Annotated in this window: 9 protein-coding genes; 5 read left to right on the top strand and 4 right to left on the bottom strand. The window is 64.5% G+C overall.

Annotation, left to right across the window (positions count from 1 at the left end; all coding sequences use genetic code 11):
- Window positions 1-5: 5 nt before the first annotated feature.
- The 3 genes from astB to L0U80_RS09050 all read left to right on the top strand — a co-directional run bounded on the left by astB (window position 6) and on the right by L0U80_RS09050 (window position 4,200).
- The gene (gene astB / locus L0U80_RS09060; RefSeq protein WP_233863610.1) at window positions 6-1,346 is read left to right on the top strand and encodes an N-succinylarginine dihydrolase; all 1,341 of its coding nucleotides are present in this window, start codon (window positions 6-8) and stop codon (window positions 1,344-1,346) included.
- Window positions 1,330-2,370 carry a succinylglutamate desuccinylase gene (gene astE, locus L0U80_RS09055; RefSeq protein ID WP_233863609.1) on the top strand — a complete coding sequence of 347 codons (1,041 nt, stop codon included), beginning with the start codon at window positions 1,330-1,332 and terminating at the stop codon, window positions 2,368-2,370. The genes astB and astE overlap by 17 nt, the downstream gene beginning before the upstream one ends.
- A 510-nt stretch (window positions 2,371-2,880) precedes the next feature.
- On the top strand, window positions 2,881-4,200 hold the full coding sequence (locus L0U80_RS09050) for an EAL and HDOD domain-containing protein (protein WP_233863608.1): 1,320 nt from the start codon (window positions 2,881-2,883) through the stop codon (window positions 4,198-4,200).
- Between the two features lie 127 nt (window positions 4,201-4,327).
- Here the strand turns inward: L0U80_RS09050 and L0U80_RS09045 are convergent, their stop codons facing one another.
- Window positions 4,328-5,773 (bottom strand): HDOD domain-containing protein, encoded by a 1,446-nt coding sequence (locus L0U80_RS09045; RefSeq protein ID WP_233865796.1) that lies wholly within the window; start codon window positions 5,771-5,773, stop codon window positions 4,328-4,330.
- A 48-nt stretch (window positions 5,774-5,821) separates the two neighbouring features.
- The gene (locus L0U80_RS09040) at window positions 5,822-7,690 is read right to left on the bottom strand and encodes a putative bifunctional diguanylate cyclase/phosphodiesterase (RefSeq protein ID WP_233865793.1); all 1,869 of its coding nucleotides are present in this window, start codon (window positions 7,688-7,690) and stop codon (window positions 5,822-5,824) included.
- Window positions 7,691-8,038: 348 nt separating this feature from the next.
- Between L0U80_RS09040 and L0U80_RS09035 the strand changes: the two genes are divergently transcribed.
- Together L0U80_RS09035 and L0U80_RS09030 are read left to right on the top strand one after the other, a co-directional pair.
- Window positions 8,039-9,373, top strand: a complete 1,335-nt coding sequence (locus tag L0U80_RS09035; protein WP_233863607.1) for an EAL and HDOD domain-containing protein — start codon at window positions 8,039-8,041, stop codon at window positions 9,371-9,373.
- Between the two features lie 192 nt (window positions 9,374-9,565).
- Entirely contained in the window at window positions 9,566-10,108 is a 543-nt protein-coding gene (locus tag L0U80_RS09030; protein ID WP_233865792.1) for a peroxiredoxin, read from the top strand.
- 184 nt (window positions 10,109-10,292) lie between these two features.
- On the opposite strand, the gene L0U80_RS09025 is transcribed toward L0U80_RS09030, so the two are convergent.
- Window positions 10,293-13,589: an efflux RND transporter permease subunit gene (locus L0U80_RS09025; RefSeq protein WP_233863606.1), complete on the bottom strand. Its 3,297-nt coding sequence runs from the start codon at window positions 13,587-13,589 to the stop codon at window positions 10,293-10,295.
- Window positions 13,590-13,593: 4 nt separating this feature from the next.
- Window positions 13,594-16,725 (bottom strand): MdtB/MuxB family multidrug efflux RND transporter permease subunit, encoded by a 3,132-nt coding sequence (locus L0U80_RS09020; protein WP_233863605.1) that lies wholly within the window; start codon window positions 16,723-16,725, stop codon window positions 13,594-13,596.
- Window position 16,726 lies beyond the last annotated feature (1 nt).

Here is a 16,726-nt window from a genome sequence, read left to right as displayed (position 1 = left end):
CGACGATGCAAACCCTTGAAGCCAACTTCGACGGACTCGTCGGCCCCACGCACAACTATGCGGGTCTGTCGTTCGGCAATGTCGCATCACAGAAAAACGAGCATTCCGTGGCGAACCCGAAGGCCGCTGCACGCCAGGGACTCCGAAAGATGAAGCAGCTCGCCGATCTCGGTTTCGCCCAGGGCGTGCTGCCGCCTCAAGAGCGGCCGTCGATCCGGCTGCTTCGCGAGCTTGGTTTTAGCGGTAAGGATGCCGATGCCATCGCGAAGGCAGCGAAAGAGGCGCCCGAATTGCTCGCGGCGGCAAGCTCCGCGTCGGCGATGTGGACCGCAAACGCGGCGACGGTGAGCCCGTCCGCTGACACGCCCGACCGCCGCGTTCATTTCACCCCGGCGAATCTGTGCAGCAAGCTGCATCGCGCGATCGAGCACGAGGCGACCCACCGCACGCTCGGCGCGATTTTCGCGTCTCCGTCGCATTTCGTGGTGCACGAGGCACTACCGGGTACACCCGCACTGGGCGACGAAGGCGCAGCGAATCACACACGTTTCTGCGCGCAATATGGCTCGCGCGGTGTGGAATTTTTCGTGTACGGGCGCAGTGAATATCGCCACGGACCGGAGCCGAAGCGCTTCCCGGCTCGTCAGACGTTCGAAGCGAGCCGCGCCGTGGCGCAGCGCCACGGCCTTACCGAAGACACGGCCGTATTTGCCCAGCAGAATCCTGATGTTATCGACGCGGGCGTGTTCCATAACGACGTGATCGCGGTAGGCAATCGCAGCACACTCTTTTGCCACGAGCGTGCCTTCGTGGGGCAAAAGGGCGTGTGCGACGAACTGCGCGCGAAGCTGGCAAAACATGACTCGGCATTCGACGTGATCGAGGTGCCGGATGCGCAGGTGAGCGTCGCGGACGCCGTGTCGTCGTATCTCTTCAATAGTCAGTTGCTGAGCCGCGCGGATGGCTCGCAGATACTCATCGTGCCGCAGGAGTGCCGCGAAAATCCGCGTGTGGCCATTTATCTCGACGAACTCGTTGCAAAGGCTGGTCCGATCGGCGAAGTGCTGGCGTTCGATTTGCGCGAGAGCATGAAGAACGGCGGCGGGCCTGCGTGCCTGCGCCTGCGCGTGGTGCTGGACGAGGCAGAACGTGCAGCGGTGGCGCCGGGTGTCTGGATCAACGATGCGCTCTTCACGCGTCTCGACGCGTGGATCGAAAAGCACTATCGCGACCGCCTCGCGCCACAGGATCTGACTGACCCGACGCTGCTCGTCGAGTCGCGCACGGCACTTGACGAACTCACGCAGATCCTCGGCCTCGGATCGCTCTATGACTTCCAGCGCTGAACCGTTGCTGCTGGATTTTCTCGGCTACACGCTGGCGCTTTCCCGACCGGCGAGCGCCGAAGACGCGCATGGACGATGTGGCATAGGCGCCAGCTGGCAGTGGCTCGACGACGGCGTGCTGCAGTTCGAGCCCGAACGAGTGGACACGCAAACGCGCAGCGTGCTGCTTTCAGCTGGCGTCCATGGCGACGAAACTGCGCCGATCGAACTGCTGTCGCAACTTATCGCCGATATTGCGGCGGGGCGCACAGCGCTCGCCTGCCGTCTGCTAGTTGTGCTCGGCAACATAGGCGCGATGTGCGCCGGTCGTCGCTATCTCGACGACGATCTAAACCGCCTGTTCGGGGCCGCTCACGGGAGCATGACCGGCAGTGTGGAAGCGCCGCGCGCGGCTACGCTCGAGGCGCACGCGCAGCGTTTCTTTTCTATTGCGTCGAGCGAGCCGACCGCGCGTTGGCATTTCGACATGCACACGGCGATCCGCGCCTCGGCGTTCGAGCAGTTCGCGCTCGTGCCGCATACGGTCGCGCCACCGTCGCGGGCGTTGTTCGCGTGGCTCGCCGATGCGCGTATCCCGTGCGTGCTGCTTCACACGGAGAAGGGCGTGACGTACTCATCGTTCACCGCCAGCCGATGCGATGCGACTGCCTGCACGCTCGAACTCGGCAAGGTTGAACCGTTTGGCCGCAACGATCTCGGGCGCTTTGCGAACGCGGACGCCGCGGTGCGCCGTCTGGTCGCGGGCACGGAGCCCGATGCGCAGGCGCCGATGCCGCGCGTCTTCACGGTGATCGGCCAGATTACGAAGCACAGCGCGGCATTCGAGATGCACGTCGCCGCCGACGTGCCGAATTTCACGCCGTTCGCGCGCGGCACACTGCTCGCCAATGATGGCGACTATCGCTACGTCGTCGGCCACGCGGAAGAGCGCATCGTGTTTCCCAATCCAGACGTCAAGCCGGGGCTGCGGGCCGGATTGCTCGTCGTCGAGACGAGCGGTGCGACGCTTGCGTCGCTTGCCTGATGCACGTCTGCATCGGCTCAGGAAGCGCAGCCCCTTTACATTGCCCGCGGATTGCTCCGGTTCGCTTCGCGCGATTCGTCACCCTTGAGGCATTTGTGTGAGCCGCGATGAGGGCGCAGCGATCGGGCCATAAAGAATGGCGGCGCGCTCCCGCCGACCGTCACGTCTATCGAGGGCAAGCGAGTGCGCCGGCCGCAGGGCAGGGCCCAGGAAACTCGTGCGAGGGCGAAGAGGCTGGCAATTTGTCATGCTTTAATTCGCATATCGAAGTAATCCATAAGATGTAGCCTAGGCGTATTTCGCTCGACGTGCCAGACTGGCCTTGCGCAAGAGGCGTCCGGACAAAACGACACACGCGAAAATATTCCAGTTTTTGGGTATTTCCCGTATGCCCTGTCCTATTTGCCAGGATAGAATTGGTAAGCGAAAAGCGGAAGCTCCGTGCTTGCCGCACAACGATGAAATGAGAACCGAGCTCCGGCGCGTGACCGGCGCTTCGCGGGGGACCCCATGAGCTTTAACGCCGCAGATCGGCCGCCCATGTCTGGCGCCGCCGGAGGCGATCTGGCAGTGAATCAGTACGACGTCTATTTCTCCCGCCAGCCCATGCTGGACCGGGAGGGCATGCTTTCCAGCTTCGAAATGCTGCCGCGCGTGATCGACCGGCGCGACGATCCAGAAAAGCCCGGCAGCCCGGGGAAGGCGCTCGTGTCGGCGTTCAGGGCGCCGGCCGTGCGTGCTGCGTTGACCGGACACATGGGTTGGCTCGACGTTACGCGCGAATTTCTGTTCGACGACGCGCTGCTCGGCCTGCCCCCCTCGCGCGTGATGTTCGAGTTGCCGGTCGACATCGGCGCCGATCAGGAGGTCGTGTCGCGGCTCATCCAGCTGCATGGGCGCCGCTACCGTTTCGCGCTCGATCACGTCACGCAGGCCGACGAGTCGTTCGCGAAGCTGCTTCCCTACGTGGAAGCAGTCAAGATCGATCTGAACCAGATCGCACCCGCGCTGCTGTCCAAGTTCGCCAGCGTGCTGAAGGCCGCCGGCAAGATTCTCGTGGCCGTTGGGGTGGAAACCCAGGCCGACTCCGATCTCGCGCATGAACTCGGCTTTGACCGGTTCCAGGGCTACTTTTTCGCGCGGCCGCATAAAGGCGCACGCCGCGCGAGCGCGCCGCGCCAGGCGCTTCTGAATCTGTTGCAACTGCTCGCGTCCGAGCCGACCGTCGCTCAGCTCGAAGGTGAGCTCAAGCTCAATCCGGTGCTCGTGATGCACCTCATGCGGCTCGCGAATTCGTCGAGCTTCGGTATCGGGCACAAGGTGACCACGTTGCGCGAGGCGATCAACGCGACGGGCACTGACCGCATTGCACGCTGGACCCAGCTGCTGCTCTACGCAGACGGGCGCAAGGTGTCGCTGGAAGACGACCCGCTGTTGCAGCTGGCGGCCACGCGCGCACGGTTCATGGAACTCGCCGCGAGTAAGCTGACGAAGGCGAGGATCGCCGAGCAGGACGCGGCGTTCCTTGCAGGCGTGTTCTCGTTTGTCGACGCCGTGTTTGGCGGCCCGCTTGAAGCGACCATCGACATGCTTACGCTCGCGCGGCCAATTCGCTCGGCTATCCTGAACCGCGAAGGTGTGCTCGGTCAGTTGCTTAACGTGGCTGAGGCCCTTGAGCGCGCAGACTGGGCGCGCGTCGACGAGGTGTGCGAGCTGCTCGCACCGCTCGATGCCGCCGCGGTCGCGGCAATCGGGCTCGAGGCGGCCGAATGGGCGGGCATGGCGGACCGTGCCACGGAAGCGACGGGGCTCGAAAGACTGGAAGAGTGAGCAAACGTTGCCGTGCGGTTGTCACATAGTTGGCATGCATCGGGCAATGAAAAAGGCGGCGCGTAGCGCCGCCTTTTTTATTCCCGGGCGTGTCGGTGATCGCGGCGCAGATTAGCGGGCGGGATCCTCAGGCAGCGTCGGCCGTGCTGCGGGCGAAGAAATTCGCAAGCTCGTTTGCGAGTTCGTTGAGTGCGCTCATTTCCGTCTGGGAGATCCGGCGCGGTTCCTGCGAGATCGTCCAGTCGCCGTAGAGCAGGGCAACCGGCTGTTCGTCCTGCACGGCGACCGGCAGCAGGACGAACGCGCGCGCGTCGTCGAATGTTGCGCGGTACCAGGCGGGCAGACGGGTCAGCATCTTCGGGTCGCGTGCGTTTTCGATGAAGATGCCCACCGAATTCGCGATCGCGAGATGGAACACGTCAGGCTGGAATGCGGCGTTGAAGCCGAGCTTCGGCAACGCTTCATCGACGCCAGGACCGAAGCCGTGCTGCGCGGCAAACATATTCACGCCCTGGCGCACGAACACGACCGTGCGCGCAAAACCGAGTCCTGCCAGCACCGTTTCGTTTGCGAGCGTGAGCGCCGTGCTGAACGGGCTGTCCGGCGGCAGCGCGCGCAGATCTTCCACGCCGGCCGCAATGCGCGCCTCGGGGTCGAGCGACTCGCGCGCAATGGCGTCAGCATTCGCACGCAACTCGATGATCTCGCGCATCAGACCGTCGTCGGTCTCTTCCTTCGCAAGCGCGAGGCTCATCTGCACGAGTACTTCGGGATCGGTGGACAGCACGCGGCCGTAGCGGTTCGCAAGGTCGGCGATGTGCGATTCGCGTGCGTCGTCGGTGATGTCCGGCGTGGTGAGTACGCGTGCAACGTCGGTCGAATAGTTCGTGATTGCGCGCAGCCACTGCGTCTGGCGCGATTCGTCGGCGGCAGGATCGTACGTGCCCATGCCTTCGCGGATCGTGTCGGGCAGGCGCCAGCGCGCGGCCGCTTCGTTGCCGAGTTCGTCGAACGTGACGCCGATCACGGCAATGCACGCCTCGTCTTCGGTCGCACCGTCGTCGCACGCGCGGCGAATCTCGTCCCATTCGGCGTCGAGGTAGAACACGACGAGCAGCTTGCCCACCTGGCGCATCAGCGTGCAAACTACGGCTTCTTCGCCCACCCGCAGGTCGCCATGCTCGGTGAGCTTGCGCGCGACGTAGCCCGAGAGCATGGTCCGGTTCAGTTCGAGTTTGGCGTCGATGCGGCGCGGCGCGGAGTGATGAAAGTGATCGACGATCTTCAGGCCGACGACGAGGTGGCCCACCGCGTCCATGCCGAGCACCATCAGTGCGCGTGTGACCGTGGTGATGTTGCCGCCGAACGCCATGTACATGACCGAGTTGGCGAGCCGCAACACTTTCTGCGTAAGGGCGAAGTCCGAGAGCACGATCTGTACGAGCGCGCTGAAGTCGTAGTCATGGTTGGCCATTGCGGCGACCGTGGTACGCAGCGACTGTGACAGCATGGGGAAGTCGCCGCGCTCGTTCATGCGCGCCCACAACCGGTCGAGCAGGACTGCCTTTACCATCTGAACCATGTTAATTCCGAGAAAGCTCTGCCTGTTGGGTTACTGCCATCAATGCACCTCGTGGACGTGGAGCGCGCTCGATTCGAAGCGCTGCGCGAGTTCCTCGGAGGGCAGTGCCTTGCACACAAGCCAACCCTGTATATGGTCGCAGCCCATCTGCGTGAGCAGTTCGCGCTGCGGTTCGGTCTCGACGCCCTCGGCGACGATCTCGAGTTCGAGCGTGCGCGCGAGGCCCACCACTGCATTCACGATCGCCTGATCGTTGCGCGAGGTTAGCAGGTTCTCGACGAAGCTGCGGTCGATCTTCAGTTTCGACAACGGAAAGCGCTGCAAATAGGCAAGACTCGAATAGCCGGTGCCGAAGTCGTCGACCGCGAAGCGAATGCCGAGCGCCGTGAGTTCTTCGAGCAGCGTCTTGGCGTGCTGCGGGTCCTGCATGAGCAGACTTTCGGTGATCTCGAAGACCAGCCGCTCCGGATCGACTCCGGTCAGCTTGATCGCCTCCTGAACACTTTCCTTGAAGCGCGGGTTGCGAAACTGCTGAGGCGACACGTTGACCGCCACATACTGCAAGGAAATACCCCGTTCGTCCCATTGGATCAATTGCATGCAGGCGGCCTTCAGCACCCAGTTGCCGAGATAATTAATCAGGCCGACGGATTCTGCAAGTGGGATAAAGGTCGATGGCGGAACGAGCCCGTGCAGTGGATGCTGCCAGCGGATCAGCGCCTCGACGCCCACGACGCCGCGCGTCGCGCTGCTCGTGATGGGCTGGAAGTGCAGCGAAAACTCGCCGTTGCGCACGCCGTCGTAGAGGTCCGACTCCAGTTTCAGGCGCTGGGCGTCGGTGGGATCGTTGTCAGGGACGTGCAGCATCAGCTCATTGCCGCCGGCGGCCTTCGCACGCTGCAGCGCCTGATCGGCGCGGCGGATCAGCGGTGTGGTGTCCGCGAGGGCGAGTTCGCCGTCGGCCGAGCGCTCGTCCGGATGGAATGCGATGCCGATGCTGGCCGAAAGATGGACCGGCTGATTGCGGAACGTGTAGGGCTGCAGGATCGAGGTCAGCAGGCGTCGCGCGAGATCTTCGGCGGCGGCGCGTACGGCGCCCGCGGGCGAATCGGCTGGCGGCGTGATGACGATGGCGAATTCGTCGCTGCCCGTGCGGGCGATCAGTTCACCCTGCAGCGCGAGGTGGCTCAGTCGCCGCGCGGTCTCGCGCAGCAGCTCGTCGCCCGCCTCGTAGCCGAGCGCGCGGTTCACACGCTGATAGTCGTCGAGGTCGAGCAGCAGGAGCGCCACCGGCACGCCGCGCTGGTCAGCTTCGGCCTGCAGCCGCTCGAGTGCCGGTACGAGCGCTGTCTCGTTCGGCAGGCCGGTCAGCGGGTCGTGGTGCAGCGCATGCGTGAGACGCTCTTCGGCGCGTTGCCACGACGACACGTCGAAGCCCGCCACCGCGAAGCCATCCTTACCCGCGTAGGTCGCGCGCTGAACGCGCAGCTCGACGGCGAGCGGGTAGGTGAGCGCCTTCATGAGATCGACCGTGTCGTTCTCGACGGCGCCCGTCATGGCCGCGCGCTCGAACAGGGCGTCGAGGCGCGTCTGGTGATCCGGGGCGACGATGTCGTGCAGGGTGGTGCCGAGCAGGAATTCGCGGTGATAGGCGGAGAACCGCAGGCTCGAATCGGAAACGTAAAGGAAGCGCAGGTTCCGGTCCAGGTGGACGAGAAAATCGACTGCGCTCGCGGTCTCTTCGAACGAGTGCGAGACGGCGTCCGGATAGGCGGGCGCCGGCGTTTGGGGCGCGCGGGCGGGCGGATCGCCGAGGGTGTCGCCGGCGTACCGGCCGACCCCGCGAATCCGGTCGACGATCGTACGCACCCAACCGGGGCGGGACGCCGTGCTCGTGTTCGCTTCCATGTCTTTCGCTGACAACCCTTGTTCCATGCAGCCCTTAAGTGGCATGTGTTGTTCGCTGGACGCTCCCGGCACGCCTGGTAGACACCCGGGAACTGTCTAAAACCGCCCATCAGAACAGGTTATCGACCGAAGGAAGGAAATCTTTAGCGCGACCCGCGAATAAACGGTGCAGTGCAATACGGGAGTAGGGCCGTGCCCCGCAGGCGCGCGGATTCGGTTAAAGTTGCGCGGGCCGGAATGCCGGACGCCATGCGCGGTGGATACGCGCGGCGTGCGGCGCGCGGCCGGACCAACCGGTCGCGTGGGGTGCCGCGTGGCGGGTCTTTTCAACTGTATGAGTCATCCGTCATGTCCGAATCATCGTCCGCGACAGGCAGGCCGCCCACCATTGTTGCGCAGGGCATCGCAGGCCAGGGCGCCCGGCAGGCCGCATCGGCCGGGTCGCCGTACGTCTATCTCGGCCGTCAGCCGATCCTCGACCGCGGCGGCGCGCTCACCGCCTACGAGCTGCTCTTTCGCGGCGGGGCGGACAACAGCGCAGATATCTCCGACGACCGGCTCGCGACCGCCCAGGTCATGACCCGCACGATGGGGCAGCTCGGCGTGCCCGCGGCGCTCGGCCGGCACTACGGCTACGTGAACGTCAGCCGCGAGCTGCTGTTCGACGACACGATCCATCTTCTGCCTCCCGGCCGTTTCGTGCTGGAGGTGCTCGAGCACGTTCAATTCGACGACGCGCTCATCGCGCGTATCGCACTGCTGCGCCGCGATGGCTATCGCATCGCCCTCGACGACGTGAGCGCGATAACCGACAACCTGGCCCGTGCGCTGCCGAACGCGGATATCGTCAAGATCGACTTCCTGCAGACCGCGCGCGACACACTGCCCGAACTCGTGGCGACGATCCGTGCGGCGGGCAAGACACTGATCGCCGAGAAGGTCGAGACACGCGAAGACTTCGAGTTCGCGCGTTCGCTCGGCTTCGATCTCTTTCAGGGTTACTTCTTCGCGCGCCCCGAGGTGCTGAGCGTGCCGGCCGTGCGTCCATCGCGGATTGCACTCGTGCGGCTGCTTGCGCTCGTGGCGAGCGACGTCGGCGTGGCCGAACTCGAACACGAGCTGCGCAGCCACCCGGGTGTCGTCGTGCAGCTGCTGCGGCTCGTCAATTCGAGCGCCTACGCGCCGGCACGGCCCATTGCGTCACTGCGCGAAGCCGTGCTCGCGGCGGGTACGCGTCAGATCGCGCGCTGGGCGCAACTTTTGCTCTACGCAAGTGGACGCGATCTGCCGTGGGGTTCGGATCCGCTCGTGCAACTCGCGGGCACGCGCTCGCACTTCATGGAACTGGCGGCCCGCAGCCTGTACCCGAACGATCCGGATTTCTCCGATGCCGCGTTCATGACCGGTATTTTTTCGCTGGTCCACGTGCTGGTCGGCTCGTCGCCGGCGCACACGCTCGAGCGCCTCGGCCTCGCTCCCACGATCAGTCGTGCGGTGGACGGCCACCAGGGCGAGCTGGGGACGCTGCTGCGTGTGGCAATGAGCGTCGAGCGCGGCGATCACGGCGCTGCACAGGAAATTACGGCCGAGGCGGGTGGGGCTTTCGCGTCGCTCACGCCGCAGCTTGTCGGCGAGCTGAACCTGTGGGCGGGCGCCTGGTTCTCGGCGTGCACCGATAGTTGACCATCGGAGCGGAAAGGGTTCGAAGGAGTTGGAAGCGGGACGGGCTGAAAGCAGTTTGAAGGCAGGTTGCCGTTCTGCGCGCGATGCATAGGTATGATCCAATGGCATATCGTTGGTCGCCATGGTGCGGGCCGCGCGCCTGACCGGCGAGATTTGGAGAGGACGATCGACATGAAATCCAGATTTACCGCGATGGGCGCTGCGGCGCTCGTGTGCGCTGGACTCGGGTTGTTTGCGCCTGGTGCCGAGGCCACGCTCAAGCCGGGCGATCCGGCGCCGGACTTCACGACACAGGCGTCGCTCGGCGGCAAGACCTACACGTATTCGCTCGCCGATCAGCTGAAGAAGGGACCGGTGGTGCTGTACTTCTATCCGGCCGCCTTCACGAAGGGCTGCACGATCGAAGCGCACGAATTTGCCGAAGCCGTCGATGAATACAAAAAATTGGGCGCCACGGTGATCGGCGTCTCGCATGACAACATCGAAACGCTGACGAAGTTCTCGGTGAGCGAGTGCCGCAGCAAATTCCCGGTGGCCGCCGACGAAGATTCGAAGATCATCAAGGCCTATGACGCGTCGATGCCGATGCACGAAGCGATGGCAAACCGCGTGTCCTATGTGATTTCGCCGGACGGCAAGATCATCTATGAATACACGAGCCTCGCACCCGACCAGCACGTCGAAAACACCTTGCGCGCGTTGAGGGAGTGGTCTGCGCAGCATCCGCAGCAGTAGGTGTTGCGGGGGCGCTTGCCCTCACGCGGATCTTTCGCGGCGCGTGGACTATCCGCGCGCCGCTTTCGTTTGGGCGTTTGCTTTGTCGTTCGTTTAGGCGCACAGCTTCATGCTCGCGATGGCAGCGTACCCAGCAACGGAAAGGGCAGCCCTGAAGCTGCCCTTGGTCACATTACCCTGACATTTACTGCGCCGCCACAGAAGCGCCGCGTCCGCGCCGCTTGTCCCACCAGACACGCAGCCGGTCCATGTAGAGATAGACGACCGGCGTCGTATAGAGCGTGAGCATCTGGCTCACGATCAGCCCGCCCACGATGGAGATGCCAAGCGGCGCACGCAGCTCCGCCCCTTCGCCGCGCCCGAACGCGAGCGGCAGCGCGCCGAGCAGCGCCGCGCAGGTCGTCATCATGATCGGGCGAAAGCGCAGCAGGCAGGCCTGATAGATCGCGTCGCGCGAATTGAGACCCTCGCGCGACGCGTCGATGGCAAAGTCCACCATCATGATCGCGTTCTTCTTCACGATGCCGATCAGAAGGATCACGCCGATCAACGCGATGATGCTGAATTCCGTATTGAAGAGCAGCAGCGCAAGCAGTGCGCCGACACCCGCGGACGGCAGCGTCGAGAGGATCGTGAGCGGGTGGATGTAACTCTCGTAGAGAATGCCGAGCACGATGTACACCGCGAGGAGCGCCGCGAGGATCAGGAGCGGCTGGTTGTCGAGCGACGCCTGGAATGCCTGCGCGGTGCCCTGGAAACTTCCGTGAATCGAAGGGGGCACACCGATCTCGGCCATCGTGTCATAGACGACACGGGTCGCGTCGGAGAGCGACTTGCCCGGCGGAAGGTTGAACGAAATCGTCGAAGCGACGAACTGGCTCTGGTGATTCACGGAGAGCGGCGTCGTGCCCGGCCCGAACGAGGCGATGGCCGAAAGCGGGACCATTGTCTCCTTCGACGTGGAGACGGCCGCGCCCGATGAGGCGCTCGACTTGCCGCTCGCCGCGATCGAATTGTTCGCGAGATTGCGTGCGGAATCGGCGGCGACGGTGGCTGCGGTTGCCGCCGTGCTTGTTGTCGCGCTTTTGGCCGAGCTCGTGGCCGGTCCGGACACCGTGCCCGCGGTCGCGTTGGTGCTCTGTGCGCCGCTCGCCGTGCCGCCCGATTTGCTCACCCAGATATCGTTGAGCATGTCCGGGCTCTGCCAGTACTTCGGCGCGACTTCCATCACGACGTGGTACTGGTTGAGCGGGTTGTAAATGGTCGAGACCTGGCGCTGGCCGAACGCGTCATAGAGCGTGTTGTCGATCTGCGATGGCGTGATCCCAAGGCGTGCGGCACTCGCGCGGTCGATATTGATCATCGCTTCGAGTCCGCCTTGTTGCTGGTCCGAATTCACGTCCGCGAGTTCGGGTCGCGCCTGCAAGGCTTCCGTGAGTTTCGGCCCCCACTTGTACAGGTCCGCAGTGTTGTCGGCGAGCAGCGTGAACTGGTATTGCGCGTTCGACTGTCGGCCGCCCACCCGGATATCCTGCACGGACTGCAGGAAAGTGCGTGCGCCAGCCACATTCGAAAGCGGGCCGCGCAGTTGCGCGATCACCTGGTCGGCGGAGACCTTGCGCTCGGTCTTCGGCTTGAGCGAGACGAACATGAAGCCCGAGTTCGTCGCGCGTCCGCCGGAGAATCCCGCTACCGATTCGACAGCCGGATTCGCCTGCACGATGCGCATCATTTCCGCGAACTTCACTTTCATCGACTGGAACGAGGTGGCCTGGTCAGCCTGGATGCCGCCGATCAGGCGCCCCGTGTCCTGCTGAGGAAAGAAGCCCTTCGGCACGATGACGTAAAGCGCGACGTTCAACGCAATCGTCGCGATCAGCGTGAGGAGGACCGGGAACGGATGCGCGAGCGCCCAGCCGAGCGTGCGTTCGTAGCCGTGCTGCATGCGCATGAAGCCGCGCTCGAGCCACTGTGCGAAGCGGCCCTCGGCCTTTTTCTCGTGCCGCTCTTCGAGCAGCCGCGAGCACATCATCGGCGTGAGCGTCAGCGAGATGGCGAGCGATACCGCGATCGCCAGCGACAGCGTGAGCGCGAACTCGCGGAAAAGCCGTCCGACGATGCCGCCCATCAACAAAATGGGCAGAAACACGGCAACGAGCGAGACGCTGATCGAGAGTACCGTGAAGCCCACTTCGCGCGCGCCGAGGAGCGCGGCCTGCCTGCGCGGCACGCCGTTTTCCATGTGACGCGAGATGTTCTCCAGCACGACGATGGCGTCATCCACGACGAAACCCGTCGCGATGGTGAGCGCCATCAGCGAGAGGTTGTCGAGCGAGAACCCCATCAGATACATCGCCGCGAAGGTGCCGATGATCGAAATCGGCACGGCCACGCTGGGAATGAGCGTCGCGCGCCAGTTGCGCAGGAACAGGAAGACGACCATGACAACGAGCGCCACGGCGATTATGAGCGTGTGCTGGGTGTCCTTGAGCGACGCGCGGATTGTCACCGACCGGTCCGACGTGGGCGTCACATCGACGTCGGCGGGCAGCGACGCCTTCAGTTGCGGCAGCATCGCGATCACGCGGTCCACCGTCTCGATGATGTTCGCGCCCGGCTGGCGGTACAGGATCACGAGCACTGAGCGTTTGCCATTCGCGAGGCCGATGTTGCGCAGGTCCTCCACCGAATCGACCACTTCGCCCACGTCCTCAAGCTTCACGCCCGCGCCGTTGCGATACGCGACGACGAGGTCCTTGTACTGGCTCGCCTTGCTCGCCTGGTCGTTCGTATAGAGCTGGAAGCGCTGGGGACCGAATTCGATGTCGCCCTTGGGGCTGTTCGCGTTCGCTGAGGCGAGCGCGGCACGGACGTCTTCGAGGCCGATACCGTAGTGAAAGAGCGCGTGCGGCTCCAGTTCGACGCGCACCGCGGGATTGGCCGAGCCGCTTACATCGACCTCGCCCACGCCGTCCACCTGCGAAAGCGACTGTTGCAGCACCGTCGCCGCCGAATCGTAGAGCTGGCCCGCCGAAAGCGTCGGCGAGGTGAGCGCGAGGATCAGGATCGGTGCGTCGGCGGGATTGACCTTGTGGTACGTCGGGTTCTGCCGCAGGCTCGACGGCAGGTCCGCGCGCGCCGCGTTGATGGCGGCCTGCACGTCGCGCGCCGCGCCGTCGATGTCGCGGTTCAGGCCGAACTGCAGCGTGATGCGCGTCGTGCCGACCGAACTCTGCGAGGTCATTTCGCTCACGTCGGCGATGCTGCCGAGGTGCCGCTCCAGAGGACTCGCGACGCTCGTCGCGACGGTCTCAGGGCTCGCGCCGGGCAGCGAGGCCTGCACGGAGATGGTCGGGAAGTCCACCTGCGGCAAGGGCGCGACGGGCAGCTTCATGAACGCGAAGATGCCGGCCAGCGCGATGCCGAGCGCGAGCAGCGTCGTCGCGACGGGCCGGGCGATGAACGGGCGGGACAGGTTCATCGCGTCATTGCTCCGCGTCAGGGGTCGGTGCCGCGCCGGACGTGGGCGAACCGCCGCCGAAGCGCTTCCTCAGGCGCTGCGCGATCGAGTCGAACGCGAGGTAGATCACGGGCGTCGTGAAGAGCGTGAGCGCCTGGCTCACGATCAGGCCGCCGGCAATCGCGATGCCGAGGGGCCGGCGCAACTCCGAGCCTGCGCCGCTGCCGAGAATGAGCGGCAGTGCGCCGAGGAGCGCCGCCATCGTCGTCATCATGATCGGGCGGAAGCGCAACAGACACGCCTGATAGATCGCTTCGCGCGGCGGCTTGCCTTCCTGGCGCTCGGCTTCGAGCGCGAAGTCGATCATCATGATCGCGTTCTTCTTGACGATGCCGATGAGCAGCACGATGCCGATGATGCCGATGATGTCGAGATCGTGGCCGGTCAGGATCAGCGCGAGCAACGCACCGACGCCCGCCGACGGCAGCGTCGAGAGAATCGTGATCGGATGGACGAAGCTCTCGTAGAGCACGCCGAGCACGATGTACATCGTCACGATGGCCGCGAGGATCAGGAAAAGCTCATTCGAGAGCGACGCCTGGAACGCGAGCGCCGCGCCCTGGAAGCGCGTCTGGAACGACGCCGGCAGCCCGACTTCCTTCTCCGCCTGCTCGATCGCCTTCACTGCCGCGCCGAGCGAGGCGCCGGGTGCGAGGTTGAAGGAAATGGTCGTGGCCGGGAACTGCGAGAGGTGCGTGACGAGCAGCGGCGAGGGACGCTCATGGAACTTGGCGATGGCCGAAAGCGGCACCTGACCCGACGTCGAGGTCGAGGAGGGCAAGTAGATCGCGTTCAGCGCGTCGGTGTAGTGCTGCAGTTGCGGATCGGCTTCGAGAATCACGCGGTACTGGTTCGACTGCGTGAAGATCGTCGAAATGATGCGCTGGCCGAACGCGTCGTAGAGCGCGTTGTCGACGGTCGCGGGCGTGATGCCGTAGCGCGCCGCGCTCGCGCGGTCGATCTCGACGTATACCGACTGGCCCTGGTCCTGCAGGTCGGTCGCGACGTCGGCGAGTTCGGGGACCTGTTCGAGCCGGTGCACGAGCTTCGGCACCCACGTCGTGAAGTCCTGGATGTTCGGCGTCGTGAGCATGAACTGATACTGCGTCGGGCTCACCGTCGAATCGATCGTGAGGTCCTGCACGGGCTGCATGTAGAGCGTCGCGCCAGCGACGTGCGCGACGTTCTTCTGCAGGTCGCGGATGATCTCGCTCGCCGACTCGTCGCGATCGTCGCGCGGCTTCAGGTTGATCAGCATGCGGCCGCTGTTCAGCGTGATATTCGTGCCGTCCACGCCGATGAACGAGGTCAGGCTCTCGACGTTCTCGTTCTTCAGGATTTCCGCGGCGAGCGCCTGTTGCCGGTCGGCCATGGATCCGTACGACACCGACTGCGGCGCCTGCGTGATCGCCTGGATCACGCCGGTGTCCTGCACGGGGAAGAAGCCTTTCGGCACGACCACGTAGAGCAGGCCCGTGAGCACGAGCGTTGCAAGGAACACGAGCATCGTGAGGCGCTGATGATTCAGCACCCACTGGAGCGCTACGCCATAGCGGTCGATCACATACTCGAAGAACTGGTGGACGCGCGCCTCGAAGCGGTGGCTTTCGGGGGGCGGCGTGTGACGCAGCATCTTCGCGCACATCATCGGTACGAGCGTGAGCGAAACCACGGCCGAAATCACGATTGTCACCGCAAGCGTGATCGCGAATTCGTGGAAGAGCCGGCCCACCACGTCGCCCATGAAGAGCAGCGGAATCAGCACCGCGATCAGCGAAACCGTGAGCGAGATGATCGTGAAGCCGATCTGCTTCGAACCCTTGAGCGCCGCTTCGAGCGGGCTCTCGCCTTCCTCGACGTAGCGCGCGATGTTCTCGATCATCACGATGGCGTCATCGACGACGAAGCCCGTCGCGATCGTTAGCGCCATTAGCGAGAGGTTGTCGAGTGAGAAGCCGCACAGGTACATCACGGCGAGCGTGCCGATCAGCGAGAGCGGCACCGAGAGGCTCGGGATAATCGTGGCGTAGATGTTCGCGAGGAACAGGTACATCACGAGCACGACCAGCACCACCGACAGCAGCAGTTCGAACTGGACGTCACGCACCGAGGCACGAATGGTCGTCGTCCGGTCCGTGACGATCTGCACGTCGAGCGCCGAGGGCAGCGATTCCTGCAGTTGCGGCAAGATCGCCTTGATGTTGTCCACGACCTGAATCACGTTCGCGCCTGGCTGACGCTGCACGTTCAGGATGATCGCGGGCGTGCTATTCGCCCACGCGCCGAGCTTCGTGTTTTCGGCGCCCTGCACGATGGTCGCGACGTCCGTGAGCATGACCGGACGGCCGTTGCGATAGGCCACCACGGCGCTCTGGTAGGCGTTCGCGTCGGTCAGCTGGTCGTTGGCGTTGATCGTGTACGAGCGCGTCGGGCCGTCGAAGTTGCCCTTCGGCGTGTTGACGTTCAGGTTCGAGATGGTCGTGCGCAGATCATCGATATTCAGGCCGTAGGCCGCGAGCGCGCGTGGATTCGCCTGAATGCGCACGGCGGGCCGCTGCCCGCCCGAGAGACTCACAAGGCCGACGCCCGCCACCTGCGAGATCTTCTGCGCGAGGCGCGTGTCGGCAAGATCCTGGATCTGCGTGAGCGGCAGTGTCTTCGACGTGATGGCGAGCGTGAGGATCGGCGCGTCGGCCGGATTCACTTTCGCGTAGATCGGTGGCGCGGGCAGGTCGGAGGGCAGCAGGTTGCCGGCTGCGTTGATCGCGGCCTGCACTTCCTGTTCGGCGATGTCGAGCGGCAGGTCGAGGCTGAACTGCAGCGTGATCACCGACGAGCCCGCCGAACTCTGCGATGACATCTGGTTGAGCGACGGCATCTGCCCGAACTGGCGTTCGAGCGGCGCGGTCACCGCCGACGTCATCACGTCCGGGCTCGCACCCGGATAGAAGGTCTGGACCTGGATGGTCGGGTAGTCGACTTCGGGCAGCGCCGATAGCGGCAGGAAACGCAGTGCGACGAGGCCGACCAGCATGATCGCGGCCATCAGCAACGCAGTGCCGACCGGCCGCAGGATAAAGACGCGGGAAGGATTCATG

Source organism: Paraburkholderia adhaesiva (assembly GCF_021390575.1).
GTDB lineage: Bacteria > Pseudomonadota > Gammaproteobacteria > Burkholderiales > Burkholderiaceae > Paraburkholderia > Paraburkholderia adhaesiva.
The sequence above is the reverse complement of the archived record's forward strand: the minus strand, read 5'-3'. Positions and strand labels throughout refer to the sequence as shown.